The organism is Georgenia sp. Marseille-Q6866 (genome assembly GCF_965111665.1).
Genome location: NZ_CBCOOR010000004.1, coordinates 137,231 through 161,354 on the forward strand (window position 1 = coordinate 137,231; position 24,124 = coordinate 161,354).

General features: G+C 71.1%; 24 protein-coding genes and 2 pseudogenes. 12 read left to right on the forward strand and 14 right to left on the reverse strand.

The genetic code is table 11. From position 1 onward, the window contains the following. Nucleotides 1-8: 8 nt before the first annotated feature. Entirely contained in the window at nucleotides 9-881 is an 873-nt protein-coding gene (gene ppk2 / locus ACWPXV_RS05160; protein ID WP_454084226.1) for a polyphosphate kinase 2, read from the reverse strand. A 351-nt stretch (nucleotides 882-1,232) separates the two neighbouring features. On the opposite strand from ppk2, the gene ACWPXV_RS05165 reads away from it, so the two are divergent. Both ACWPXV_RS05165 and ACWPXV_RS05170 read left to right on the forward strand, forming a co-directional pair. Further along, nucleotides 1,233-1,481 (forward strand): type II toxin-antitoxin system Phd/YefM family antitoxin, encoded by a 249-nt coding sequence (locus ACWPXV_RS05165; protein ID WP_454084227.1) that lies wholly within the window; start codon nucleotides 1,233-1,235, stop codon nucleotides 1,479-1,481. Continuing rightward, on the forward strand, nucleotides 1,478-1,735 hold the full coding sequence (locus ACWPXV_RS05170; protein ID WP_454084228.1) for a Txe/YoeB family addiction module toxin: 258 nt from the start codon (nucleotides 1,478-1,480) through the stop codon (nucleotides 1,733-1,735). Before ACWPXV_RS05165 ends, ACWPXV_RS05170 begins: the two co-directional genes overlap by 4 nt. Here ACWPXV_RS05170 and ACWPXV_RS05175 read toward each other — a convergent pair. The 7 genes from ACWPXV_RS05175 to ACWPXV_RS05205 all read right to left on the reverse strand — a co-directional run bounded on the left by ACWPXV_RS05175 (nucleotide 1,726) and on the right by ACWPXV_RS05205 (nucleotide 7,249). Beyond that, on the reverse strand, nucleotides 1,726-2,196 hold the full coding sequence (locus ACWPXV_RS05175; protein WP_454084229.1) for a hypothetical protein: 471 nt from the start codon (nucleotides 2,194-2,196) through the stop codon (nucleotides 1,726-1,728). The two genes, ACWPXV_RS05170 and ACWPXV_RS05175, sit on opposite strands and share 10 nt — an antisense overlap. 67 nt (nucleotides 2,197-2,263) lie before the next feature. Beyond that, nucleotides 2,264-2,401, reverse strand: a complete 138-nt coding sequence (locus ACWPXV_RS05180; RefSeq protein WP_454084230.1) for a hypothetical protein — start codon at nucleotides 2,399-2,401, stop codon at nucleotides 2,264-2,266. Beyond that, nucleotides 2,394-3,935 carry a molybdopterin-dependent oxidoreductase gene (locus tag ACWPXV_RS05185; RefSeq protein ID WP_454084231.1) on the reverse strand — a complete coding sequence of 514 codons (1,542 nt, stop codon included), beginning with the start codon at nucleotides 3,933-3,935 and terminating at the stop codon, nucleotides 2,394-2,396. Before ACWPXV_RS05185 ends, ACWPXV_RS05180 begins: the two co-directional genes overlap by 8 nt. A gap of 61 nt (nucleotides 3,936-3,996) precedes the next feature. Beyond that, on the reverse strand, nucleotides 3,997-4,464 hold the full coding sequence (locus ACWPXV_RS05190) for a GNAT family N-acetyltransferase (protein WP_454084338.1): 468 nt from the start codon (nucleotides 4,462-4,464) through the stop codon (nucleotides 3,997-3,999). Between the two features lie 62 nt (nucleotides 4,465-4,526). Then, nucleotides 4,527-4,916 (reverse strand): type II toxin-antitoxin system VapC family toxin, encoded by a 390-nt coding sequence (locus ACWPXV_RS05195; RefSeq protein WP_454084232.1) that lies wholly within the window; start codon nucleotides 4,914-4,916, stop codon nucleotides 4,527-4,529. Then, on the reverse strand, nucleotides 4,913-5,155 hold the full coding sequence (locus ACWPXV_RS05200) for a type II toxin-antitoxin system Phd/YefM family antitoxin (protein WP_454084233.1): 243 nt from the start codon (nucleotides 5,153-5,155) through the stop codon (nucleotides 4,913-4,915). The genes ACWPXV_RS05195 and ACWPXV_RS05200 overlap by 4 nt, the downstream gene beginning before the upstream one ends. A gap of 117 nt (nucleotides 5,156-5,272) precedes the next feature. Next, nucleotides 5,273-7,249: a serine hydrolase gene (locus ACWPXV_RS05205; RefSeq protein WP_454084234.1), complete on the reverse strand. Its 1,977-nt coding sequence runs from the start codon at nucleotides 7,247-7,249 to the stop codon at nucleotides 5,273-5,275. Nucleotides 7,250-7,372: 123 nt separating this feature from the next. On the opposite strand from ACWPXV_RS05205, the gene ACWPXV_RS05210 reads away from it, so the two are divergent. The 3 genes from ACWPXV_RS05210 (at nucleotide 7,373) to ACWPXV_RS05220 (ending at nucleotide 10,994) form a co-directional block, all read left to right on the forward strand. Beyond that, nucleotides 7,373-8,572, forward strand: a complete 1,200-nt coding sequence (locus ACWPXV_RS05210) for a pyridoxal phosphate-dependent aminotransferase (RefSeq protein WP_454084235.1) — start codon at nucleotides 7,373-7,375, stop codon at nucleotides 8,570-8,572. 122 nt (nucleotides 8,573-8,694) lie between these two features. Further along, entirely contained in the window at nucleotides 8,695-9,495 is an 801-nt protein-coding gene (locus tag ACWPXV_RS05215) for an alpha/beta hydrolase (protein WP_454084236.1), read from the forward strand. Between the two features lie 194 nt (nucleotides 9,496-9,689). Next, nucleotides 9,690-10,994, forward strand: a complete 1,305-nt coding sequence (locus ACWPXV_RS05220; RefSeq protein WP_454084237.1) for a hypothetical protein — start codon at nucleotides 9,690-9,692, stop codon at nucleotides 10,992-10,994. Nucleotides 10,995-11,003: 9 nt separating this feature from the next. Here the strand turns inward: ACWPXV_RS05220 and ACWPXV_RS05225 are convergent, their stop codons facing one another. Further along, a complete protein-coding gene (locus tag ACWPXV_RS05225) occupies nucleotides 11,004-12,188 on the reverse strand; it encodes a winged helix DNA-binding domain-containing protein (RefSeq protein ID WP_454084238.1) in 1,185 nt (394 codons plus the stop codon). 88 nt (nucleotides 12,189-12,276) lie between these two features. Between ACWPXV_RS05225 and ACWPXV_RS05230 the strand changes: the two genes are divergently transcribed. After that, nucleotides 12,277-12,714 carry a nitroreductase family deazaflavin-dependent oxidoreductase gene (locus tag ACWPXV_RS05230; protein ID WP_454084239.1) on the forward strand — a complete coding sequence of 146 codons (438 nt, stop codon included), beginning with the start codon at nucleotides 12,277-12,279 and terminating at the stop codon, nucleotides 12,712-12,714. Next, nucleotides 12,714-13,127, forward strand: coding sequence for a DoxX family protein (locus ACWPXV_RS05235; protein WP_454084240.1), 414 nt, complete (start codon nucleotides 12,714-12,716; stop codon nucleotides 13,125-13,127). Before ACWPXV_RS05230 ends, ACWPXV_RS05235 begins: the two co-directional genes overlap by 1 nt. Nucleotides 13,128-13,250: 123 nt before the next feature. Here the strand turns inward: ACWPXV_RS05235 and ACWPXV_RS05240 are convergent, their stop codons facing one another. Together ACWPXV_RS05240 and ACWPXV_RS05245 are read right to left on the reverse strand one after the other, a co-directional pair. Then, on the reverse strand, nucleotides 13,251-13,751 hold the full coding sequence (locus ACWPXV_RS05240; RefSeq protein WP_454084341.1) for a hypothetical protein: 501 nt from the start codon (nucleotides 13,749-13,751) through the stop codon (nucleotides 13,251-13,253). Between the two features lie 76 nt (nucleotides 13,752-13,827). After that, nucleotides 13,828-14,436, reverse strand: a pseudogene (locus tag ACWPXV_RS05245) (MFS transporter); the annotation flags it as partial. A 99-nt stretch (nucleotides 14,437-14,535) separates the two neighbouring features. Here ACWPXV_RS05245 and ACWPXV_RS05250 point away from each other — a divergent pair. Further along, nucleotides 14,536-16,179, forward strand: a complete 1,644-nt coding sequence (locus ACWPXV_RS05250; protein ID WP_454084241.1) for an SLC13 family permease — start codon at nucleotides 14,536-14,538, stop codon at nucleotides 16,177-16,179. On the opposite strand, the gene ACWPXV_RS05255 is transcribed toward ACWPXV_RS05250, so the two are convergent. The 3 genes and pseudogenes from ACWPXV_RS05255 to ACWPXV_RS05265 form a co-directional block, all read right to left on the reverse strand. Then, nucleotides 16,173-16,523 (reverse strand): hypothetical protein, encoded by a 351-nt coding sequence (locus ACWPXV_RS05255; protein WP_454084242.1) that lies wholly within the window; start codon nucleotides 16,521-16,523, stop codon nucleotides 16,173-16,175. The two genes, ACWPXV_RS05250 and ACWPXV_RS05255, sit on opposite strands and share 7 nt — an antisense overlap. A gap of 231 nt (nucleotides 16,524-16,754) precedes the next feature. Further along, entirely contained in the window at nucleotides 16,755-18,551 is a 1,797-nt protein-coding gene (locus tag ACWPXV_RS05260) for a glycoside hydrolase family 2 protein (RefSeq protein ID WP_454084243.1), read from the reverse strand. A 202-nt stretch (nucleotides 18,552-18,753) separates the two neighbouring features. Beyond that, nucleotides 18,754-19,756, reverse strand: a pseudogene (locus ACWPXV_RS05265) (LacI family DNA-binding transcriptional regulator); the annotation flags it as partial. A gap of 176 nt (nucleotides 19,757-19,932) precedes the next feature. Between ACWPXV_RS05265 and ACWPXV_RS05270 the strand changes: the two are divergent. From ACWPXV_RS05270 to ACWPXV_RS05285, 4 genes are read left to right on the forward strand one after another with little or no spacing between them, the layout of a single operon-like run. Further along, on the forward strand, nucleotides 19,933-21,282 hold the full coding sequence (locus ACWPXV_RS05270) for an ABC transporter substrate-binding protein (protein ID WP_454084244.1): 1,350 nt from the start codon (nucleotides 19,933-19,935) through the stop codon (nucleotides 21,280-21,282). Between the two features lie 2 nt (nucleotides 21,283-21,284). After that, on the forward strand, nucleotides 21,285-22,238 hold the full coding sequence (locus tag ACWPXV_RS05275) for a carbohydrate ABC transporter permease (protein WP_454084245.1): 954 nt from the start codon (nucleotides 21,285-21,287) through the stop codon (nucleotides 22,236-22,238). Then, nucleotides 22,235-23,098 (forward strand): carbohydrate ABC transporter permease, encoded by an 864-nt coding sequence (locus tag ACWPXV_RS05280; protein ID WP_454084246.1) that lies wholly within the window; start codon nucleotides 22,235-22,237, stop codon nucleotides 23,096-23,098. Before ACWPXV_RS05275 ends, ACWPXV_RS05280 begins: the two co-directional genes overlap by 4 nt. Beyond that, nucleotides 23,095-24,108: a glycoside hydrolase family 43 protein gene (locus ACWPXV_RS05285; RefSeq protein ID WP_454084247.1), complete on the forward strand. Its 1,014-nt coding sequence runs from the start codon at nucleotides 23,095-23,097 to the stop codon at nucleotides 24,106-24,108. Before ACWPXV_RS05280 ends, ACWPXV_RS05285 begins: the two co-directional genes overlap by 4 nt. Nucleotides 24,109-24,124: the final 16 nt, after the last annotated feature.

Here is a 24,124-nt window from a genome sequence, read left to right on the forward strand (position 1 = left end):
CGGCGCAGCTACTTGCGCGCCGGGTCGTCGACCAGCGACGAGGCCCAGTCCGGGACGTAGGAGGAGACCTCGATCGGCGGACGCTGGTAGCCGGTGCCGGGTGGGCGCTTGGGCAGGGTGACCTTCTCCTCGCGCGGCACGTCTTCGTAGGGCAGCGAAGCGAGCAGGTGGTGGATCATGTTGAGCCGCGCCTGCTTCTTGGAGTCCGAGGCGACGTGGTACCAGGGCGCGACCGGCGTGTCGGTGTGGACCATCATCTCGTCCTTGGCGCGGGAGAAGTCCTCCCAGCGAGTGATCGACTCGAGGTCGATGGGGGAGAGCTTCCACTGGCGCAGCGGGTCGTGCAGGCGTTTGCGGAAGCGCTCGAGCTGGACGTCGTCGGAGACGGAGAACCAGTACTTGCGCAGGTGGATGCCATCCTCGATGAGCATCTGCTCGAAGATCGGGCACTGGCGCAGGAAGCGCTTGTGCTCCTCGGGCGTGCAGAAGCCCATGACCTTCTCGACGCCTGCGCGGTTGTACCAGGAGCGGTCGAACAGGGCGATCTCGCCCGCCGCCGGCAGGTGCTGGATGTAGCGCTGGAAGTACCACTGCCCGCGCTCGCGCTCGGTCGGTGCAGGCAGGGCGGCGATGCGGGCGGTGCGCGGGGACAGGTACTCGGTGATGCGCTTGATCGTGCCGCCCTTCCCCGCGGCGTCGCGACCCTCGAAGATGACGACGACGCGCGCGCCCGTCTCCTTCACCCATGCCTGGAGCTTCCCGAGCTCACCCTGCAGGCGGTAGAGCTCGGCCTCGTAGACCTTGTTCGGGATCTTCGTCGTGGTGAACCCGGCGGCCTCGGGGCTGACGTCTGCGGCTTCGGTCTTCGTTGATCTCGCCATGGCGAGATTGTGCCGCTGGACGGGCCGGTGCGACACCCGGGTCCCTGCGTAGCGAGGGCCGCGGCCCGGTTCGCCCGCCGGAGACGATGTCGTCGTCCTCCTCGCCCATGGTCAGCACCGTGAGGTCCAGCGTGGCGCGGGGCGCGACGGCGTCGATGACCTCTGTGCCGATCCCTCGCGGCTCGAGCTCGCCTGCGGCGTCGACATGCGGGGGCTCAACCGGCTCATCGCCGACCATGAGCTCTGACGGCGGCCGCTCCTCGTCGCGGTCCTTAAGGCTCAGAGCATTGTGCAGTAGTGGCGAACGCCCCATACTGGTACAAGAACCAGTACGAGTCAGGGAGGTCGGCCATGGCCGTGACCGCAAGCGAGGCGCGTAAGAACCTGTTCCCGCTCATCGAGCAGGTGAACGCTGACCGCGCCCCGGTCGAGATCACCTCTCGGCGGGGTGACGCCGTACTGATCTCGCGGGCCGAGTACGACGCGCTCGAGGAGACTGCTCATCTGCTCAGGGTGCCTGCCAACGCCCGGCGCCTGCTGGAGAGCCTGCAGCAGGCGCAGGCCGGCGAGCGTGCGGAGCACGAGCTCGACCGCCAATGAGGTTGGTCTTCACCGCTCACGGCTGGGCCGACTACACCCACTGGCAGCAGGCCGACCGCAGCACCCTCAAGCGGGTGAACCGGCTCATCGACGAGAGTCTGCGCGATCCCACCGGCGGCATCGGGAAACCTGAGCCCCTGCGCCACCTGCTCGCTGGCGCATGGTCGCGCCGGATCACCGAGGAGCACCGCCTCGTCTACCTCGTCGACGGCGAGGACCTTGTCGTCCTCCAGGCTCGCTTTCACTACGAGTAGGGCTGCTCCTCGTAGCAGGTCTCCACCGGCCGGCCGAGAACGGCGGCGAGGCAGGTTCTACTCCGACCCCGCCAGGGCGGGATGGCCGGCCAGCCTGTCCAGCGGGGCGACGGCCTCGCTGTCCTGCAGCCTTCCGTCAGGAGAAGGTGCCAGGCCGCGAGTGAGTCGGCGCGGTCGGCGCGGATCGCCGCACGCGAGCGCCAATGCCGCATGGTTGCCACCTCGTCCGCGCTGGCCGCGGCGTCGAGCGCGGCGAGGCAGCACTCGGTGACGCTGACCCAGTGGTCGGGGAGCACGAGCAGGCCGGACATCACCGTGGCGAGGGTGTCCTTCTTCTCCGCGACGCTGCCGAACCCGTATCGCGTCCAGCCGTGCGGCGACTCCCAGCGGATCAGCTGCGGCGCAGCGCGCTCCGCGAAGCCTCGGAAGCCGTGGTGGTGCTGGTAGCGGGACCGGAGCACCCCGGAGGTGCGACACGCACGCGTGGAGCTCGGCGAGGTACGGCCCGCCCTGGCTCAGCGCAACGGGTCAGCGCACCGTGCGATCATGGGCCGCGTCGCCGGTTGGCCGGTCACCGGCACGGAACTCGACGATCTCGTCCATCACCCCACGCTGGAGCGCCTCGAGCCGGGCGAGCGCCGCGTCCGCGTCGGCCTGATCAGTCACCTGCTACCTCCACCTCCACCGAGTGCCACCCGCTCGAGCCGTCGGGGACGGGCGGGGCGAGGTCGGCTGTCTGGACCTCACCGTTCCCGTCCGTCGCCCGGACGGTCAGGGTGTGCTCCCCGGGCTCGGCATCCCAGTCGAGCTTCCACATCCGCCACGAGTCGACCGTGGGTTCGGCGGCGAGCGTGGCGGGCTGCCACTCGCCGTCGTCCACGCGCACCTCGACGGCGGTGACGCCGCGGTGCTGGGCCCAGGCGACACCGGCGATGACGGTCGGGCCGGCATCGATCTGCCCGCCGCGGGGGACGTCGATGCGTGAGGCGGTTTTGATCGGGCCGCGCTCGGCCCAGCCGCGCGGGGTCCAGTAGCCCTCGTCGTCGGCGAAGCGCGTCACCTTGAGGTCGACCACCCACTTCGTCGCCGACACGTACCCGTAGAGCCCCGGCACGACCATCCGCACCGGGAAACCGTGCTGCGGCGGCAGCGGCTGGCCGTTCATCCCGACGGCGAGGAGCGCGTTGCGGTCGTCGGTGAGTACTTCCAGCGGGGTGCCGGCGGTCCAGCCGTCGGCACTGGTCGAGAGCACCATGTCCGCCTCGGGCAGCGGGCGGGCGCGGGCGAGGAGCTCGCGCACCGGCCAGCCCGTCCACACGGCGTTGCCGACGAGGTCCCCGCCCACCCCGTTCGACACGCAGGCGAGCGTCACGAGCGCCTCGACCATCGGCTGGTCGAGCAGCTCCGCCATGTCGATCTCGACCTTCTGCTCCACCAGCCCGTGCACCCGCAGGCGCCACATGCCCGGATCGACCTGCGGGACCACGAGGGCGGTGTCGATGCGGTAGAAGCTGTCGTTGGGCGTGCGGTACGTGGTCTGCCCGGGCAAGCCCTGGTCGGCGGCCGCGGGCACCGTCACGGGTTGGGCGACGCGCGGCACGACGAACGCGTCCCGCGCCGCCCGCACCGCCTCACCCGCGCCGCTGAGCACCCGCCCCGCGACGACGCCGAGCACCCCGAGCACCGCCAGCGCGCCACCGCCGACGAGCACCGAGCGACGGGTGAGATCGCCCGGCATCTCGACCTGCGCCGTCGTCGTCATGTCGCGGTTGAACCAGGCGAGGACGAGGACGCCGACGACGACGCCCGCGACCGTCGGCAGCGCGTCCGTCACCGCGGCGCCGGGCCGGCTCAGCACGGCGGCCACGCCGAGGATGCCGACGAGCACGAAGGTGACGAGCCCCGCCGCGAGCAGCCACCGGGCGAGCAGACCGATGCCCGCGCACACGGCGAGGAGCACCAGGCCCATGCCGACGAAGAGGGCGGTCTTGTCCGCGGTCCCGAAGGCCGCGATCGCGAAGTCCTTGAGCCACGGCGGGGTGAGGTCGACGAAGGCGTCGGCGACGGCGAGGAGCGGGGAGGGTGTGCCGCTCACCGTGGTGAGGCGGGTGAGCAGGCCGGCCAGGAGCTCGGCGACGCCGAGCGTCACCGCCCCCGCGGCCAGTCCGGCCAGCGCGGCTTCACCACGCCGGGAGAGCATCACCGGTCCATGGTTGCACCACCGCGGGAGGCTCGCTGGGGGAGGGGGCGGTGCTCCTCCGTCAGGGAGTGCTGAGCCGCAGGACCATGAACGTGCTCAGCGGGTCGGGCGCATAGTCGCCGAAGGGTCCGGTCTCGACGAAGCCGTGCCGGGCGTAGAGCCGGCGCGCGGCGGCGAAGTAGTCCATGGAGCCGGTCTCGAGGTGCACGGTCGTGCAGCCGCGTTCGCGTGCGACGTCGAGGAGGTGTGTCAGTATCGCCGAACCAACGCCTCGACCGCGAGCTGCCGTGGCAGTGCGCATCGACTTGAGCTCCGCGGCGTTGGCACCAAGCCGCTTGATCGCGCCGCAGCCCAGCAGACCGTCATCGTCGTCGCGCGCGGTGCAGAAGGTGACGTCCGGGTCGCGGAGGCCCTGCTCGCTCAGCGCGTGCACGCTCTCGGAAGGCGAGGTGGCGTACATGTCGTCGAGGTGCTCGCGCAGGAGCGCAGCGACGTCCGCCGCGTCCACGTTCCCTGGCCCGATCCGCACAGCAGCACCGTAGAGGCCCACGGTTTCCGTCGCGTTCACGGCGCGAGGTCTCGCCCGTGCGCTCACGTGCGAGCGTCCACCACCCAGCCGACTCCGAGGCTCAGCAGGAGACGGTCCGACGTCACGAGGTGGAGCTGGTCGGCGGCAGCCTGTGCGAGGAGCATCCGGTCGAACGGGTCGTGCCTGCTCAAGCTCGGGAAGTCGAGCAGCCGGGATGCGTGGTCAGCGCGGAAGGGGAGCTCCAGGAGCCCGGCCCGCTGTGCGCCGTCCGACAGGTCCCCTGGCACGTCGAGCCGGCCGAGCATCTGCTTGATGGTGATCTCAAGAACTGACACCGCGGAGAAGTGCACCGGCCGCGACGCCTTCAGCAGAGCCCGAGTGCGCTCGCCCAGATCGACATGGCCGGCGAGCACCCACAGCAAGGCATTCGTGTCGAGCAGGACGCCGGTCACGACGTCGCGTCGCCGTAGAACAGGCTCTCTACCTCGGCGTCCGGTCCGTCGAAGACATCGGGCTCAACACTGAAGTCACGCCAGCCGTCGACACCGATGACCACCTCGGGCCCCCGGTGGGGGACGAGGTCCACCACTGGCTTGCCCGCCCGTGCGATCGTCACCGGCTGCCCGGCGAGAACGGCTTCGATGAGGCGTGAGAGCTGGCTCTTCGCCTCATGCACATTCATCTGGACCATTGGACCAGCGTAAGCGGGTATGGCTAAGTCTGGCTAGGGCCACGTGGGTAGCACGGACCGAGCACAGGAGCGGGGAAGCACCTCGAAGCCTCCCCGCTCCCGTGCTGTCGGATGGGGCTACTGCGCGAGTGGCCCCTTACGGCGCGCCACGGCCGTCACCGCGATACCGGCGAGCACGGTCGCCAATGCACCGGCGAGTATGGTCACCGAGATACCGGTGGTGGGCAGGGTCCCGCCGCCGGCGGTCGGGCCCTCCCCGGACGTGCCGCCGGGTGCCTGGGCGCCCCCGTCGTCGGGTGCCGTCGTCGGCTGCTGCGTGGGTGGCGTGTCGGTCGGGGTGCCGGTCGGCTCCTCCCCGTCCAGGTCCGCCACGGCGTCGAGGTAGTCGTAGACCGCGAGCCCGATCTCCTGGACGATCGGGTTGCCGATCTCCAGCGTCTCGTCAAAGCTCCCGGAGTCCGTCACGTCGGTGAGGACGACGACGGCGGACTCGTGGCCGGGCACGAGGAAGTAGCCGACGTCATGGGTGACGGTGCCGCTCTCTCCGGTCTTGTGAGCGATCGGCGCGCCGTCCAGGACCGCGCCGAACTTCGTGTCGACCTCCTGGTCACCCATCCAGGTGAGGATCTGGTCCCGCGACTCTCCAGCAAGCAGCTCGTCGCCGTACATTGCCTCGAGCAGTGTCAGGGTGTCGCCGACGTCCAGCACGTTCGCCGGCTCGTCGATGAGCTCCCCGGGGAACATCTGCCTGTTGAAGCGCATGACGTCCAGGCCGAGGTCATCGATGAGCTGCTGCGTCGTCGGCAGGCCGATGTGGTAAAGCAGCACGTTCGTCGCCGTGTTGTCACTCTCCACAACCATGCGGCGCACGAGCTCGCCCACCGTCGTCGTGAACGGCATCTCCTCGTTCTGGAAGCTGCCCGACCCGCCGACCACCATGTACGGCGAGATCGTCACCGGCGCGCTGAGGTCGAGCAGGCCGCGCTCGGTCTGCCGCATGACCGCAGTGAGCAGCGAGAGCTTGATGACGCTCGCCGGGTTGTACGGCTCCTGCGACCCGAGCAGAACCCGGTCGCCGTCAGCGGTGAGATCGCTGAACCCGACGGAGACGCGGACGTCCTGCGCGGCCGCCTTGTCGATGTAGGGCTGGATGATCGCGGCGACATCGGCCGTGGCGTCCCCGGTGAGGCGCGCGAAGTCGTAGACGACTCGAGCGGTCTCCTGGACGAAGACGTCGGCCTCCTCGCGGGGCAGGTCGGCGAAGGACGTCGTCGTGGTGAACGCGAGCTCCCGCCCGGGGAGCAGGACGATACCGGAGTCGTGCGACACGTCGGCGAGCTCGCCGGTCTTGTTCGCGAGGTGGACGCGCGGGATCACCGCACCGAACTTCGTGTCGACGAGCTGCCCACGCATGAGGTCGATGATGTGTTCGCTGGAATCTGCACTGAGTGTCTGGCCCTCCCACAGCAGGGTGACGAGCTCGGTGACCTCCTCGGCGGAGATGTAGTTCTCCTGCAGGGGAGGGGACGCAGGGTGGATCATCTTCCGGCCGAGATGCAGGTCCTCGAACCCGAGCGCCTCGACGTAGTCGTTGACGGCGTCGAAGCCGCCAGCCAGGTCGATGAGGACGTTGGTCGCGGTGTTGTCGCTGACCTGGACCATGAGCTCCATGAGCTCGGCGACGGTGATGTCGAGGGGGAACTGCCCGTCCTTGAGCGTCCCGGAGCCGCCGACGATGTTCGGGTCCCCAGCCGGGATCGTCACGTTCTGGTCGAGGTCGAGCTCGCCCGCGTCGACATCGGCCATGAGAGTGGCGAGCAGCGGCAGCTTGATGATGCTCGCCGCCTTCACCTGCTCGTCCTTGCCGGCGACCAGCGCCGCGCCGTCGTAGCCGCCCGCCAGGTCAGTGACGGTGACGCTTAGCGTGACGCCGGCGTCGGCGGCGTCGGCGACGACGGCGTCGAGCCGTCCCTGGAGGCCGTCCCAGCTCTGCAGCGGCTCCGCTGATGCGGCGCCCGCCCCGGCGAGCACGAGTGCGGCGCCGACCGACGTCGCCACCAGCGCCCGCGCTACTCGGCGTGTTCCTGTGCGCATGCCCAGGTCCTTTCCTCGTCATGGATGAACACGACGGAGTGAAACCGAGCGACGTTGCCGCGGTGTTTCGACCTGTTACCCCAGTGTCACGACGGACCGACTCGCACGGTGTAGACAGGGAGCATGCCTCGCCCTTCCCGCCGCTCCGCCGTCGCGCCGTTCCAGGTGATGTCGATCCTCGACCGCGTCGCCCAGCTGCGTGCCCAGGGGCGCGACGTGATCTCGCTGTGTGCGGGCGAGCCGTCCGGCGGGGCGCCGCGGGAGGTCCGCGAGCTCGCGACGAGCACGCACGCGGGCGACCAGGCCCTCGGATACACGAGCGCGCTCGGGCTGTGGGAGCTGCGGGAAGCAATCGCCGGCCACTACGGGCGCTGGTACGGGCTGGACGTGCCGGCGGAGCGGGTCGCTGTCACCACCGGGTCGTCAGGCGCGTTCATGCTCACCTTCCTCGCGGCGTTCGACGCGGGCGACGTCGTCGTCCTGGCCCGTCCCGGCTACCCCGCCTATCGCAACATTCTGCAGACCCTCGGGTGCACGGTGGTGGAGGTCGACTGCGGTGCGGAGGTCGGCTTCCAGCCGACATCCGAGCTGCTCGACGGCGTGCTTGCCGAGCACGGGCGCGTCGCCGGGCTCGTCATCGCCTCGCCCGCCAACCCCACCGGGACGATGATCGACCGCGAGCGGATGACGGCGCTCGCCGCCTGGTGCGCCGAGCACGACGTGCGCCTGGTGAGCGACGAGATCTACCACGGCATCACCTACCCGGCCGACCCGGCGGCCCCTGACGCGCGCGGAGTGTGCGCCTGGGACGTGCCGGGTGCGGAGTCCGCCGTCGTCATCTCCTCCTTCTCCAAGTACTGGGGGATGACGGGGTGGCGGCTGGGGTGGGCGCTGCTGCCCGCCGACCTCGCCGGCGCCGTCGACGCGCTCGCCGGGAACGTCGCCCTGTGCCCGCCCGCCCCGGCCCAGTACGCCGCCCTCGGCGCGTTCTCTGACGCGACCTACGCCGAGGCCGACTCGCGGGTCGCCGACCTTGCCGCCACCCGCGCCGTCCTCCGCGACGACGTGCCCCGCCTCGGGTGGGGACCCGTCGCCCCGGCGGACGGCGCGTTCTACCTCTACGCGGGGCTGGGGGAGCGGCTGGGGTCCTACGCGAGCTCCGTCGAGTGGTGCGAGGCGCTGCTCGAGCGGGAGGGGGTCGCCGTCGTGCCGGGTGTGGACTTCGACGGCGCTCGCGGGCACGAGTTCGTGCGCCTCTCCTTCGCGGCCGGGGCGGACGCCGTCCGCGAGGCCGTGCGGCGGATCGAGCGCTTCGAGGCGTAGCAGGCCCTGACCTCCTTCGCCGTCGGCACGCCGGGACGGGGTGGTGGCTGTGAGAGCGCTGTGGCACGGTGGCCCCTCGGCTTCCGTCGCCGACGACGGCGCCTTCGACAGGGGAGGAGCGCATGGGTGAGTGGACGTACAGCGGGCACTCCGGGGAGCTGGCCGCACGGTCGTGGACGGTCGAGCAGCCGCGCTACGTCGCGGTGCTGTGCCACGGCTACGGCGAGCACATCGGCCGCTACGAGTGGGTGGCTGGTGCGCTCAACGCGCACGGCGCGAGCGTGTACGGCGTCGACCACGTGGGGCACGGGCGAAGCGCGGGTGAGCGGGTGCTCATCACGGACTACGACGACGTGGTCGCGGACTTCCACCTGGTGGTGCGGACCGCGAAGGAGGAGAACCTCGGACTGCCCGTAGTGCTCCTGGGCCACTCGATGGGCGGGATGATCGCTGCCCGGTACATCCAGCTGCACGGGGAGGAGGTGGCCGCGGTAGTGCTCTCCGGGCCGGTCATCGGCAGCTGGGCGGCCGTCGACACCCTGCTCGCGATGGAGGAGATCGCCCCCATGCCGATCGACCCCGCCACCCTGTCGCGCGACCCCTCGGTGGGTGCTGCCTACTCCGACGACCCGCTCGTGTGGCACGGCGACTTCAAGCGACCGACCCTCGAGGCGCTGCAGGAGGCGATGAGGCGGATCGCGTCCGGTGGGTCCTTCGGCGAGCTGCCGGTGCTCTACCTCCACGGTGAGGAGGACCAGCTCGTGCCCATCGGCCCGAGCCAGGCGGGGATCGACGCGGTCCGGGGTTCGGGGACCGAGGCCAAGTCCTACCCTGGTGCGCGGCACGAGATCTTCAACGAGACGAACAAGGAGGACGTGCTCGGCGACGTGCGGGAGTTTGTCGACCGGGTCCTGAGCGGCTGACCGCCCGACTAACGCGCCCGCGTGTTGGTCGGAACGTCGCAAGTACTCGTTCGCCGCAGCAGTACTGTGTGCCAGTCAAGGTCGTCTGCCTGACGGTGAGCGGGGCAGCCATCGTGGAGGGCCACGACGCCTAGCCCTGCGTGTTCCCACCCGCGACTCGGGAACCGTGCCCTGCCCACCCATCGGGAGCGACGTTGAGCAGTGAGATCCAGTTGATCAGCGACGGTGACGGCCTCGCTGTCATCGGAGAAGCAGGTGCCGTGGAGCGTTTCCTCGCGTCTGAAGGAATGCCGGTCTCCCGGGATCTCGGACTTCAGCGGCTGGGCCCGACCCTTCGCAGCGCAGCGGGCCTGGCGCAGGCCGGTTCGGAAATCGCCGCGAACTCGGGCCGGTGGGTGAAGATCACCGAGGAGTCGGCCCGGAACATGAAGAAGTACAACCTCATGAAGGGCTCCGAGTCCGGTCTCAGCCGTGCGGTGTTCACGAACGACAAAGGCCGGATCACCGGCCTCATGGAGGTTGTGAAGCCCGGGGCCGTCCCAGCCAATCCGGCGTTTCTCGCCGGTGCTGCTGGCCTCATGGCGCAGGTTGCCATGCAGCAGACCATGGACGAGATCAGCGACTACCTGAAGGCGATCGACGAGAAGCTCGACGACGTTCTCCGTGCGCAGAAGGACGCCGTCCTCGCGGACATCATCGGTGTCGACTTCGTCCTCGAGGAGGCCATGGTCATCCGAGAGACGGTAGGCCGGGTCTCCGAGGTGACCTGGTCCAAGGTGCAGGCGACGTCCCAGACCATCGCGCGGACCCAGGGATACGCCTTGCGCCAGCTCGATGCCCTGGCGGAGCAGCTCGAGCGCAAGAGCAAGATGGGCGACATGGCGGACGCCGCCAAGGACGCCGAGACAAAGGTCGAGGAGTGGCTCGCGGTCCTTGCGCGCTGCTTCCAGCTGCAGGATGGGATCGCCGTCCTCGAGCTCGACCGCGTGCTCGACGCGTCGCCGAAGGAGCTCGACGACCACCGCGCCGCCCTGCGCGCCGCACGACAGAACCGCTCCGACCTCATCTCGCGAACCACCAGGCGTCTCATCGAACGCATGGACGCCGCCGCCGGGACGGCCAACGCCAAGGTGCTGCTCCACCCGACGGCGTCACGGACCGTGGTGAAGGCCGGAAACTACGTCTCTGGCGCTGTCATCGAGTTCCACGGCCACCTCGGTATCGAGGCGAGTCGCGAAGCGATCGAGATGAGGCGCTGGACTGAGGCGGCCACGGACGTGCGAGACAGGGTCCTCGAGACGGGAGCCGACGGTGTCGTCAACGCTCGCGTCCTGGGTAGCGAGGCGCTGGACCGGGCGAGGTCCGCGCGAAGCAAGTTCTCCACCGGGATCGCTGAGCGAGCCCTCAGGCGGCGCGGAGCCGACAGCGATGCTGCGGAACTGCCGACCGAGAGCGGCGTCGGACAAGACGGTCTGACGGCACAGACCGAACCGAGCTGAGCTGGCGCCTCAGGGCAGGCGGGCCTGCTTCATGAGGAGCGAGGCGTAGACGTTGCTGATCCGAACGCCGCCGAGCCAGGCGGTGAGCCGGGCGGCGTCGGCGTCGAGGGCGGACCTGGCGACCGAGCCGACGTCGTGGCGCAGGACCACCTTGACCGCGCCGTCGTCGTCCTGGACCCAGGCGCCGACGATGCGGCCGTCCCACCACGCGGTGTTGCCGGCGTTGCCGTTGGTGTCGAAGAGGTAGGGGACGTCCGCGGGGTCGAGGTAGAAGCCGCGGCCTTTCCAGCCCATGGTCGTGGGGTCGAGGGTGGGCAGGAGCGCGGCCCACGGCTCGGGTGCGGAAACGGGTGCCTCGTCCTCGGGCAGCAGCCAGCCCACCTGGCCGCCGTCGAGGCTCACCTCCACGGCGCCGACGGCGGCGAGGGCCGCGCGTGCGGCGGACTTCGTGGAGCCGAGCCACCACTGGACGTCCTCGACGGTGCCCGGTCCGAAGGTGGTGAGCCAGCGGCGGACGATCTCGGCGTAGCCCTCGTCGGCGGGCAGGGGGTCGGGCTGCTCGCCGAGCCAGGAGTCCGTGAGGGTCCAGGTGGGGCGGTTCAGGCGCCAGTGGGCGCCGTTCGGGCCGCGGAAGATCCGGCCCTCGGCGCCGAGCATCGTGAGGACGCGCGGGCCGATCTGGAAGGTGCCGCCGTACTTCTTGTCCAGGTTGGCGGTGAACTGGCCGGTGAGCTCGGGAGCCCGCTCGCGCAGCTCGCGCGCGGACAGCGCGCCGGACGTGGAGAGGTGCGTCATGACGGCGCTCGCGGCCGCGTCGACCCAGGCTGCGCCGTCGTCGGCCACGCCGTACTTCTCGACGTCGCGGATGATGGTCCGCCTCGCCTCGACGGCGACGCGGGCGGAGGCGCTGCCGAGCGCGGCGGGCAGGAGGTCGCGCGGGAAGACGAAGAGCGTGCGGCGCATCGCGAGCTGCTTCACGAGGCTGCGGTCCTCGTAGAGCGCGTGCTCGACGTCGTCGGGGGAGACGCCCTCGGTGCGGGCGTGCACGGCGAGGTGGACGGTCGCGGGCTCGGTGGCGTGGAGGACCGTCATCGCGCGTGTGGCCGCGACGGGGTCGGTCAGGCGGTGGGCGGGGTGCAGGCCGTGGCGGACTGCGAGCCGGCTGCGGCGTTCGGTGTCGTCGATGTGGCGCACGGGGCCACTATGCCGGGGTGCACCGACACTGACGGGGACATCCCGCGCCCCGTCTGCGCGCGCCGGGATGCTCGTGTAGACAGTTCCCATGCCTCTAGTCGGTGAGTACGCCCCGAGCCCCAGTGACCGCGCACGCGAGCAGGTCGAGCTCTTCGAACGGACCAACGGCCAGGAGGGCAACACCCTCGGTGGGCGGCCCGTCATCATCCTCACCAGCCGCGGCGCCAAGTCCGGCAAGCTGCGCAAGACGCCGCTCATGCGTGTCGCGCACGAGGGCCGGTACGCCGCCGTCGCCTCGTTGGGCGGCGCTCCCGAGCACCCCGTGTGGTACTTCAACGTCGTCGCCGACCCTCACGTCGAGCTGCAGGACGGCGCGGAGAAGTGGGACATGCAGGCACGCGAGGTCACCGGCGCGGAGAAGGAGGAGTGGTGGGCCCGCTGCGTCGAGGCCTACCCGCCCTACGCCGAGTACCAGGAGCGCACCGACCGCGAGATCCCGGTCTTCGTGCTGGAGAGGATGGCCTGATGTCGAAGCTGCGCACCGTCGCCCGTCTCGCCCTCGGCGTCGCCATGATCGGCGCCGGGGCCGGGCACCTCACCGTCCAGCGCGAGGAGTTCCAGGCGCAGGTCCCGAACTGGTTCCCCCTCGACAAGGACTTCACCGTCCTCGCCTCCGGCGTCGTGGAGATCGCGCTCGGCTCGGCCTTCATCGCCCTGCCGAAGCACAAGCGCGTCATCGGTGCGGTGCTCGCGCTGTTCTTCGTCGTCATCTTCCCGGGCAACATCGCCCAGTACCTCGAGGGCAAGGACGGCTTCGGCCTCGACACCGACGAGAAGCGCCTCGGACGCCTGTTCTTCCAGCCGGTGCTCATCCTTTGGGCCCTCTACGGCGGCGGCCACCTGCGCCGTCGCAAGCGGGTGGAGCTCACCGACTCCTGACCACCTCGGGCGTGTGCCACAAAGGCGGTTCCTAATGATGGGTGTGGGGCGCTGATCAAGCCCGGGGGCTTGAGTTGATCCTGGAGCGGGCCTGCTCCTGACCCTTTGTGGCACATGCCCCGGCTAGCGCGGGAGCCGGCGCGGCAGACTCGCCGCCACGGCGCCCGCCACGGCGATGATCGCCACCGCGGCCACGACCGTCGCGCCCCACGCGCCCACCTCCCACGCCTGGCCCAGCAACACGCCGCCCACCGACGAGCCCGCGTAGTACGCGAGCGTGTACGTGCCCGAGCCGTCGGAGGGGCGGGGGCTCAGCCGCGCCGACGCCGCGGACGCGACGGCGTGCACCATGAAGAAGCCCGCGGCCACCACCGCGAGCCCCACCCACACGAGCACGAGCGAGTCCGGCACGGTGAGCGCCACCCCGCCCGCGCACGCGGCCAGCCCGGTCAGCGCCGTCGTGCGCAGGCCGACGCGCCGCTCGAGGCGGCCGGCGAGCGACGACGTCGCCGTCCCCGCGAGGTAGGTGAGGTAGAACATCGAGCCGAGGCCCGTGCCCAGCAGGAACGGCGGGGCGTGGGTGCGGTAGGCGATGACGTTGTAGATGCCCACGAACATCGCCATGCCCAGGCCGCCGAGCAGGTAGACGCGGATGCGGGCGGCGCGGGAGGCGGCGTCGTCGGGGCGCGGGCGCCGCGCGGGCTCGCGACACCGGCGGCGCGGCGGGGAGGAGCAGGGCGGCGACCGCCGTGAGTGCAGCGCCGGCGAGGGCGACGACGAGCATCGCGGTGCGCCACGTCGTGAGGTCCGCGACGACACCGCCGAGCACGCGTCCACCCATCCCGCCGATGGTCGTCCCCGCGACGTAGAGCCCAGCCACCCGCGTCACCCACCCGGACGCGACGTTCTCCGCCACCCATGCCAGGGCGGCCGCCGGGACGGCCGCCATTGCCGCGCCCTGGACAGCGCGGGAGAGGAGCATGAGGGCGAAGGTCGGGGCAAGTGCCGCCACCACCCCGGCGACGACGGCGCCTGCCAGTCCCAGCACCATCGTCCGCCCGCGGCCCATCCGTTCCGACAGGCGTGCCAGCGGCAGGACGGCGACGGCGATGCCGAGGGTGGAGGCCGAGACGAGCAGGCTCGCTCGCGTCGCACCCACGTCGAGCTCGGCGGAGACGAGGGGGAGCAGCGGCTGGACGACGTAGACCATCGCGAATGCCGCGACGCCCGTCGCGCCGAGGGCGAGCAGCGCCCGGCGGTACTGCGGGTCCTGCGGACGCAGGCCGGCGACGGGCTGCGGGGCGTGCATCGGCCCACTGTAGAGCGGCCCTCTCCGCGTGGCCCCCGCGCCGGTGTCGGTGCGAGGAACTAGCGTGTGCTCGAGGACACACTGACAAGGGGGCCAGTCATGACCCAGCGACCCGTTCCGGGCGACCACCTGCGGGCTTACTCCCCGCGGCCACGCGGTGGCGACGACGAGGACAACCGCTCACCGGGTGAGCGCGCCGAGCCGCTCAAGCGCACCACCTGGCGCAACCGGCTCATCGGGCTGGCGGCCGGGCTCGGCGGCGGGCTGCTCGTCTTCCTCCTGCTCCCCGACGACCTCGCCGTCTCCGCGCGCGTCACCGCCGCCACCGCAGTGCTCATGGGGCTGTGGTGGATGACCGAGGCCATCCCCATCCCGGCCACCGCGCTCGTACCGCTCGTCGTCTTCCCGATCTTCAACGAGACGAAGGCGGAGGACGGCACCACCAGCCCGGTCACCGTCGACCAGGTCGGCGCCTCCTACGGCAACAACATCATCTTCCTGTTCATGGGCGGGTTTCTCCTCGCCCTGGCGATGCAGCGGTGGAACCTGCACCGGCGCATCGCCCTCGTCACCGTGCGAGCGATGGGGACGAGCCCGTCGATGGTCGTGGCGGGCTTCATGGTGGCCACCGGCTTCATGTCGATGTGGGTGTCGAACACGGCCACCGCCGTCATGATGCTGCCCATCGGTGTCTCCGTGCTCATGCTCGTGGCCAAGCTCAAGGACGAGGTCCCCGCCGGCGCGCCCGGGGCAGAGGGGGAGATCGACCTGCAGTCCGAGGAGGTCAAGGCGCACGTCATCGAGTCGACGTTCGGGACGGCGCTCATGCTCGGCATCGCCTACGCCGCCTCGATCGGCTCCCTCGCCACGATCATCGGCACCCCGCCGAACACGCTGCTGGTCGGCTACCTGGCCGACAACCACGACATCCAGATCGGCTTCGGGCAGTGGATGCTGGTCGGGCTGCCGCTCGCAGTGGTGTTCCTCGCGATCTGCTGGTTCCTGCTCACCAAGGTGCTCTACGAGCCCGAGATCAAGGAGATCCCGGGCGGCCGGGACCTCATGAACGAGGAGCTCGCCAAGCTCGGTGCGATGTCCAGTGGCGAGAAGCGGGTGCTGGCGATCTTCGTGCTCGCGGCGGTGTCCTGGGTGGCGATCCCGCTCATCTTCGACGAGCCGTTCATCTCCGACGCCGGCATCGCCATGGTCGTCGGGCTGCTGCTCTTCCTCGGCCCCTCCGGCAGTGGCCGCGGCGTGCGGCTTCTCGACTGGGAGAGCGCGGTCAAGCTGCCCTGGGGCGTGCTGCTCCTCTTCGGTGGCGGCCTGGCGCTGTCCTCCCAGTTCGGCTCGAGCGGGCTGACGGCGTGGATCGGCGAGCAGGCCGAGGCGCTGGGCGGGGCACCGGTCATCCTCGTGGTGGTCGTGCTCGTCGCGCTGGTCATCTTCCTCACCGAGCTCACCTCGAACACGGCGACGGCGGCGACCTTCCTCCCGGTGGTGGGTGGCCTGGCGATCGGCATCGACATGCCGATCCTGCTCGCCACCATCCCGGTGGCGATCGCCGCGACGTGCGCGTTCATGCTGCCGGTGGCCACCCCGCCCAACGCGATCGCCTACGGCTCGGGATACGTCACCATCCCGCAGATGATGAAGGCCGGGCTGTGGCTCAACCTCATCGGCATCGTGCTCGTCACCCTCACCGCGATGACGCTCGCGGTGTGGGTCTTCGGGATCGTCTACTGACGCGCCAGCGCACCCGGAGAGCGGGCCTGGAAGTCGAGCAGTCCCGCCCGCGAGGGGCCGGGCCATGCGCGTGCCGGGCTGGTCGACGAAAGCGAGGTGCTGCCCGGCGGCTCCTCGCCCTGGTAGCCGCGGGCCGCGGCGTACTCGGGAGCCTCACCGTCGAGCTCCTCGACGGCCATGCGGCCGCGCACGTGGAGCACCTCCGGCGGGAGACCCTCGGTGTCGATGGTGACGGCGACGTCCGGGTGGGCGCTCGGCGAGGGCAGCCGGCGGCCGGGCCGGCGATGTGCGGCGCGAAGAGGAAGGTGGCCATGACGAGCAGCTCGCTCGTCCAGTGGAACCACGTCGGGATGACGCGCGGTGTGCCGTCGTGCGCGGTGTAGGCCAGGGGGCGGGGATGGTGGAGCCCAGCAGGCGCTCGGCGAGGGGGGCGTCGAGCCGGCAGAGGTCACCCTGCGGAAACTGGGTGACGGGGTCGGTGGTGGCGTCCACGGATGGACCGACCGCCGCCGCGCGTGAACCTCATCGCGCGTCGGAGCCTCTCGGCGGGAGGGAGCGCGGTGCGGGAGGGGACGCTACTGGCCGGTGATGATGGACTTCAGCGTCTCCATGGGGAGCTTGGGGCGGCGGTTCTCGTCGAGGAGGCCATTGGTCTCCTGGCCGGTGTCGGTGAGCTGGGTGTAGCAGAAGCCGGCCAGGGCGCTGTCGCGGACGGCGTCGAGGAGGTCACGCAGACGCGCCTCGAAGTCGGCGGCGTCCGACGCCGTCGAGTAGCCCCAGTCGCCCTCGTGCTGCGCCGCGAAGCTGACCCCACCGAACTCGGTGAGCATGACGGGCTGGTCGCGGACGTCCTCGCGAAGCTGGATGCGCCGGCCCGCCGGGCCGATCCCCGCGAGCAGCTCGCGCACGGCCTCGGGGGTGCCGTAGCGCGCGCGCAGCTCGGCGCCGGTGGGGGAGTAGTCGTGGATCGAGAGGATGTCGGAGTCGGTGTGCTCCCAGCCGTCGTTGGAGACGACCGGGCGTGTCGAGTCCAGGGCGCGGGTGAGGTTGGCGAGCCCGATCGCGTAGTGGCGCTGGGCGGGGTCGTGCGCGCCGTGCTGCACGCCCCAGCTCTCGTTGAGCGGCACCCAGGTGACGATGCTCGGGTGGGACAGGTCCCGCCGCACGAGCTCGGCCCACTCCGTGGTCAGCGCCTCCACCGAGCGCGGGGAGAAGGCGTAGGCGTTGGCGGTCTCGCCCCACACTGTCAGGCCCAGCCGGTCGGCCCAGTAGAGGAAGCGCGGGTCCTCGGCTTTCTGGTGCACGCGCACCGAGTTGAAGCCGAGAGCCTTGATGAGCTCGACCTCCTCGCGCAGCGCGTCGGCGCTCGGCGCGGCGAGGTGCGTCTGGGGCCAGTAGCCCTGCTCGAGCACCGAGCGCAGGTAGTACGGGCGGTCGTTGAGGAGGAAGGTGCCGTGGGCGACCGCGACGGAACGCAGCCCCAGGTAGGAGCCGACGACGTCGGACCGGCCGCTGCCGCCGTCGTCGTCCGTCTCGACGGTGAGGGTCGCGTCGAGGAGCGTGGGCCGCTCCGGTGACCACAGCAGCTCCTCGTAGGCCTGGCCGTTGGCCTGGCGGGCGAGGTGGACGCGCAGCTCGACGTCCTGGTCCAGCGCGCGCACCCGCTGCTCAGCGAGCAGCTCGCCCTCGTGGGACACCTGCACCGTCACCCAGGTGTCCGCTCCGGGACGCTGCGCCAGGCGCACGGTCGCAGCGACGCTCGCGCCCGGCACGTCCGGCACCCAGGCGAGCCCGGCCACGTGCTGGGCCGGCACGGCCTCGAGCCACACCGGCTGCCAAATCCCGGTGGTGCGGTGGTACCAGATGACGTGCGGCTCGCGCTGCCAGTCCTGCTTGCCGCGCGGCTGGGCGGCGTCGTGGGGGTCGTCGACTGCCTGGACCACCAGCTCGAGCGGCCCGTCCGCCGCGCGCACCACCGCGGTGACGTCGAAGCCGAAGGGCGTCTGCCCCCCGGTGTGCTCGCCCACGTACGTCCCGCCGAGCCACACCCGCGCGCGGTAGTCGACCGCGCCGAAGCGCAGGACGAGCCGGTCACCCTGGTCGTCCAGGCCGGCCGCGGTGAGGTCCTCGGGCGAGAGCCGCCGCCGGTACCAGACCTCCCCGAGGTAGCCGGTCTCGCCCACCCCGGAGGCCGGGGACTCCGGCGGGAACGGCACGGTGATCTGCCGGTCGAAGTCCACCTCGGCGGGGGTGTCGGCCCGCGCGACGGCGAAGTCCCAGCTGCCGCACAGATCCGCCCAGCGGCTGCGCTGGAGCTGGGGTCGCGGGTAGGAGCCGTCCTGGTGGCTGGGACGAGACGCGGGCGTGGTCATGGCTGCTCCTCTGGGTCGGGCGCCGGGCGGGATCCGGCTGTCGGCGGTAACAAGTCAGCTGTCGGCGAGGGGGTGGGGCCGGCGGTGGGGTGGGATCCGGCTGTCGGCGGTAACAAGTCAGCTGTCGGCGAGGGGGTGGGGCCGGCGGCGGGGCGGGATCCGGCTGTCGGCGGTAACAAGTCAGCTGTCGGCGAGGGGTGGGGCCGGCGGTGGTCTCGCGGACGGCGAGGCGGTGGGGCACGGTCACGGTCTGCGGGGCAGGCCCGCGGCGGCGCCCCGCGCAGGAGCAGGTCGATCGCCGCCGTGGCGAGGGCCTGCTTGTCGGGGGCGATGGTGGTGAGGGACGGCGTCGTGTACGTCGCCTCCTCGATGTCGTCGACCCCGACGACGGCGACGTCCTGCGGCACCCGCAGCCCGCGCACCGCCAGGGTGCGCAGGGCGCCGAGGGCGAGGGCGTCGTTGAAGCAGAACACGGCGTCGGGCGGCTCGGGCAGCTCGAGGAGCCGGGCCATGGCGGCCGCGCCGTCGGGGCGGTGGAACTGCTCGACGGTGGCGACGAGCTCCTCGTCGTAGGCCACGCCGGCGGCCGAGAGCGCGTCACGGTAGCCCTCCAGGCGCAGCACCGCCGTCTCGTTCGGGCCGCTGTCCTGGGCGCCGATCGCCGCCACCCGGCGCCGGCCCAGGGACAGCAGGTGCGCGGTCGCGTCCGCGGCAGCGGCGCAGTTGTCGACGGTCACGTGGTCGAGGACGGCGTCACCCACGTGCTCCCCGAGCAGGACGAGCGGGGAGCGGTCCACCCGCTCGCGCAGCGCGGGGGCATCCAGGGCGAGGGGGGACAGGACGAGGCCGTCGAGCACGGGCAGGTCGCGGCCCTCGAGCAGCGCGCGTTCGGCCGCCTCGTCGCCCTCGGTCTGGGAGAGCAGGACCATGCGCCCGCGCGCCTTGGCGGCTCGCACGAGCTCGGCGGCGAGCTCGGCGAAGTAGGGCTGGGTGAGCTCGGGCAGGGCGACGGCGATGAGGCCGCTGGACCCGCGGCGCAGGTGCCGCGCGGCCAGGTTGGGCCGGTAGTCCAGTGCCGCCAGCGCCTCCTCGACCCGTTCGCGCGTGGCGGTGGTGACCGACCCGGTGCCGTTGACGACGTTGGAGACGGTCTTGATCGACACCCCGGCCCGGGAGGCCACCTCGCGCAAGCCGATCCGTGCCATCGCCCCCTCCTTCCGGTGCCCGCCGGTCTCCTCCCGCGACGCCGCGCAATCGGACCGGACCACCCGACCATAACGAATCGGCCTACCGGTATACAACGTTTACCGCCTGTGTTAAAAAGGCCTTCCAGGCACCTCCGGGTCCGGGGGTGCACCTCATCGACGAGGGGGCTTTCACGATGACAACCACACGGAAACCACGGATCGCTGCCCGCAGGAGGAGTGTCCTCGCGGCCGCGACGGCCACCGCCGTCGTCCTCCTCGCAGCATGCGGCGGGGGCCAGACACCCGAGGACGTCGCCGGAGGCGGCGGCGAGCCGAGCGAGGCACCGGAGTTCACCGGGGAGTACACCGGGCCGGCGGCCGAGCTCAACTACTGGAACGGCTTCACCGGCGGTGACGGGCCCTTCATGCAGGAGCTCGTCGACCAGTTCAACAGCGAGCACGAGAACATCACCGTCGTCCCCAACACCATGGACTGGGCCGACTTCTACCAGCGGCTCCCTGCGGCCGTCACGCAGGGCGAGGGCCCGCACGTCGGTGTCATGCACCTCGACCAGCTGGCCACCATGGCGGCCCGCAACGCCATCGTGCCGCTCGACGACCTCGCCGAGGCCCTCGAGCTCACGGCGGACGACTTCACCGAGGAGGTCTGGGACGCCGGCATCTACGAGGACCAGCGCTACGGGATCCCGCTCGACGTCCACTCCCTGGCGATGTACTACAACACCGAGCACTTCGAGGAGGCGGGCATCACCGAGCCGCCCACCGACGAGGCCTCCCTCATGGAGGCCCTCGACGCGCTCCAGGCCGCCGGCTTCGAGACGCCGTTCTGGATGCCGCAGCTGTGGCCCAGCCACCTCATGTGGCTGTCCCTCGCCTGGCAGAACGGTGAGGAGGTGTACGCGGAGGACGGCTCCGCGGCGAACTACGACTCCGCCGGTGGCGTCGAGGCGCTGGAGTGGCAGCGCTCGATCATCGAGCAGGGCTACAGCCCCAACGACGTCGCCATCGACTCCCAGTACGTCGCCTTCAAGAACGGGGAGAACTCCATCACCTGGGACGGCATCTGGCAGATCAACGACCTCGAGGCCGAGGAGGTGCCCTACGGCATCGCCCCGATCCCGCAGATCGGCGACGAGGCCGCCGTCTGGGCCAACTCCCACCACTTCTTCATGAGCCGGCAGGCGACCGAGGACGAGAACCTCGCCGCCGCGTCGCAGGTGTTCATCGCCTGGATGTCCGAGCAGTCCGCCACCTGGGCCGGCTCGGGCCTCATCCCCGCGCGCCTGTCCGTCCGGGAGAGCGGCGTGCTCGACGACATGCCCCAGCAGGTCATCGCCGAGCAGATCGACACCATGCGCTTCCTGCCGCCCGTCCCGGGCGTCGGCACGGTCCAGGCGGAGGCGCTCGAGCCGGCGATCGCGGACGCGGTCCTCGGCAACACCCCGCCGTCCGAGGCGCTGGGCACCGCGGCCGAGCAGGGCACCAACCTCATGGAGCAGAACCTCGAGAGCTTCGGAGGCTGACGATGACCTCCACCGTTGCGCCTCCGCGCAGCGAGGAGGGGCTGCGGGAGGGGCGACGGCGTGGCATCCCGGTGCACGGGAAGGCGACGCCGTGGCTCTTCCTCGCCCCGTACCTCGTCCTGTTCCTCGGCTTCGTCGTCGCGCCGATCGTCGTCGGCGCGTGGATCAGCCTGCACCGGTGGGACTACACCCTGCCGAACAAGCCGTTCGTCGGTCTGGAGAACTACACCAGCCTGTTCGACACGAGCTCGATCGCGGCGGCCCAGTTCTGGGACGCGATGGAGGCGACGGCGATCTTCACGGTGTTCAGCGTGCCGCTGCTGCTCACCATCCCGCTCGCCGTCGCCCTCGTGATGAACATGAAGTTCAAGGGCCGGACCTTCTTCCGGGCGATCTACTTCGCGCCCTACGTGCTCGGGGTGGCCGTCGTCGCGATCATGTGGCGCTACCTGCTCGACAACAACATCGGCCTCGTCAACTACTACCTCGGGCTCCTCGGCCTCCCGGACGACATCCCGTGGCTCACCTCGAGCCCCGCGGTGTGGGTGAGCCTCGTGGGGGTGACGGTGTGGTGGACGCTCGGCTTCAACGCCGTCATCTACCTCGCCGCGCTCCAGGACATCCCCGGCGAGCTGTACGAGGCGGCCCGGGTGGACGGCGCCAACGCGTGGCAGCAGTTCCGCAACGTCACGCTCCCGGGGCTGCGGCCGGTGCTCGCGTTCATCACGACGATCACCATCATCGCCTCGGCGAACATGTTCGGGCAGTCCTACCTCATGACGTCGGGCGGCCCCGGCCGCGAGACCCGCACGGCGATCTACCAGATCGCCGAGACGGGCCTGCGCAACTTCCAGATGGGCAGCGCCGCCGCGATGAGCTACGTGCTCACCGTGGCGCTCATGCTCCTGAGCATCGTCGTGTTCTGGATCTTCCGTGAGCGGAGGGGCCCGAGATGACCACCACCACCGCACCGGCCCCGGCGACCCGCCGCACGCCCGTGGGCCGCGTCGTCCTGCGCTACGTCGTCCTCGGGCTGCTCGCGCTCCTCTTCATCAGCCCGCTCATCTACATGCTCGTCACGTCCTTCAAGACGCGTGGCGAGGCCGCCGGGTTCCCCCCGACGTGGATCCCCGACCCGCCCACCACCGCCGCCTACGAGTCGATCCTCAACGCCCCCGGCACCCCGGTGCTGCGGTGGTTCGCGAACAGCCTCGGCGCGGCGGCGGCGAACGCGGCGCTCGTCGTCACGACGTCCACGCTCGCCGGCTTCGCCCTGGCACGCATGCAGTTCCGCGGCCGCCGGCTCGTCTTCGGGGCCGTCGTCGCCACGCTCTTCGTGCCGCCGGTCATCCTCATCATCCCCAACTACCTCATCGTCGGGGAGCTGGCCTGGCTCAACACCCTGCTCGCGGTCATCGTGCCCACCGCGGCTTCCGCGTTCGGGGTGTTCTTCATGCGCCAGTTCTTCATCAGCCTCCCCGGCGAGCTCGAGGAGGCGGCCCGGCTCGACGGTGCGAACCAGTGGCAGGCGTTCTACAAGGTCGCCCTGCCGCTGGCCCGGCCCGCGCTCGCCACCCTCGCGCTCCTCGCGTTCCTCACCAACTGGAACGACTTCCTCTGGCCGGTCTACGTCCTGTTCAGCCCCGACGTCCAGACGCTGCCGGCCGGGCTGTCCACCCTGCAGTCCGCCAACGCCGTGCGCTACGACCTCCTCATGGCCGGCGCCGTCATCGCGAGCATCCCGGTGCTGGCGATGTACATCTTCCTCCAGCGCTACATCATCGAGGGCGTCTCCCGCTCGGGGCTCAAGGGATGAGGCGGCCGGGCACGACGACGACGGCGCTGGCCTGCGTCGTCGTGCTCGCCGCCTGCGGGGGCGGGGGCCAGGTGACGGACGACGACGCCGCCACGCCCCCGCCGTCGTCGTCCTCGCCGTCGTCGTCCTCGCCCTCCGAGGACGTCAACCCCGTCATCGACGACGACTTCCCCGACCCGGACGTCCTGGAGGTCGACGGCGTCTACTACGCCTACGGGACCAACGGGAACCTGCGCAACGTGCGGGTCGCGCGCTCCACGGACCTCGTGGAGTGGGAGCTGCTCGAGGACGCGCTGCCGGACCTGCCGAGCTGGGTGATCCCCGGCAAGACGTGGGCGCCGGAGGTCACCGAGCTCGACGACGGCAGCTTCGCGCTGTACTTCACGGCCACGAACTACGACCCCTACGCGCAGTGCGTGGGCGTGGCGACGGCCGACGCGCCCGAGGGGCCGTTCACGGTGGTGGGCGAGGAGATGCTCGTATGCCCGGAGGAGGAGGGTGGGGCGATCGACGCCTCGACCTTCGTGGACTCGGGCGGCGCCCGCTACCTGCTGTGGAAGAACGACGGCAACGCCATCGGGATCGACACCTGGCTGTACCTCGCGCCGCTCGCGGCCGACGGGCTGTCCCTGGCGGGGGAGCCGGTGCGGCTCCTCACCCAGGACCAGGACTGGGAGGGGTACCTCATCGAGGCGCCCACGCTGGTGGAGCGGGACGGCAGCTACGTCCTGCTCTACTCGGCCAACGACTACGGCGGCGAGCAGTACGCCGTCGGGTACGCGACGGCCGACGTCGTCGACGGCCCCTACACCAAGGCCGACGGGCCGCTGCTCACCACCGACGCCACCGACGGCCGGTTCATCGGTCCCGGCGGGCAGGACGTGGTGACGGCGCCCGACGGCACCGACCGGCTCGTCTTCCACTCGTGGTACGGCGACACCTCCTACCGCGGCGTCAACGTCCTGCCGCTGGAGTGGGACGACGGACGTCCCGTCGTCGTCGTGCCCTGACACACCCTCGGAGAGA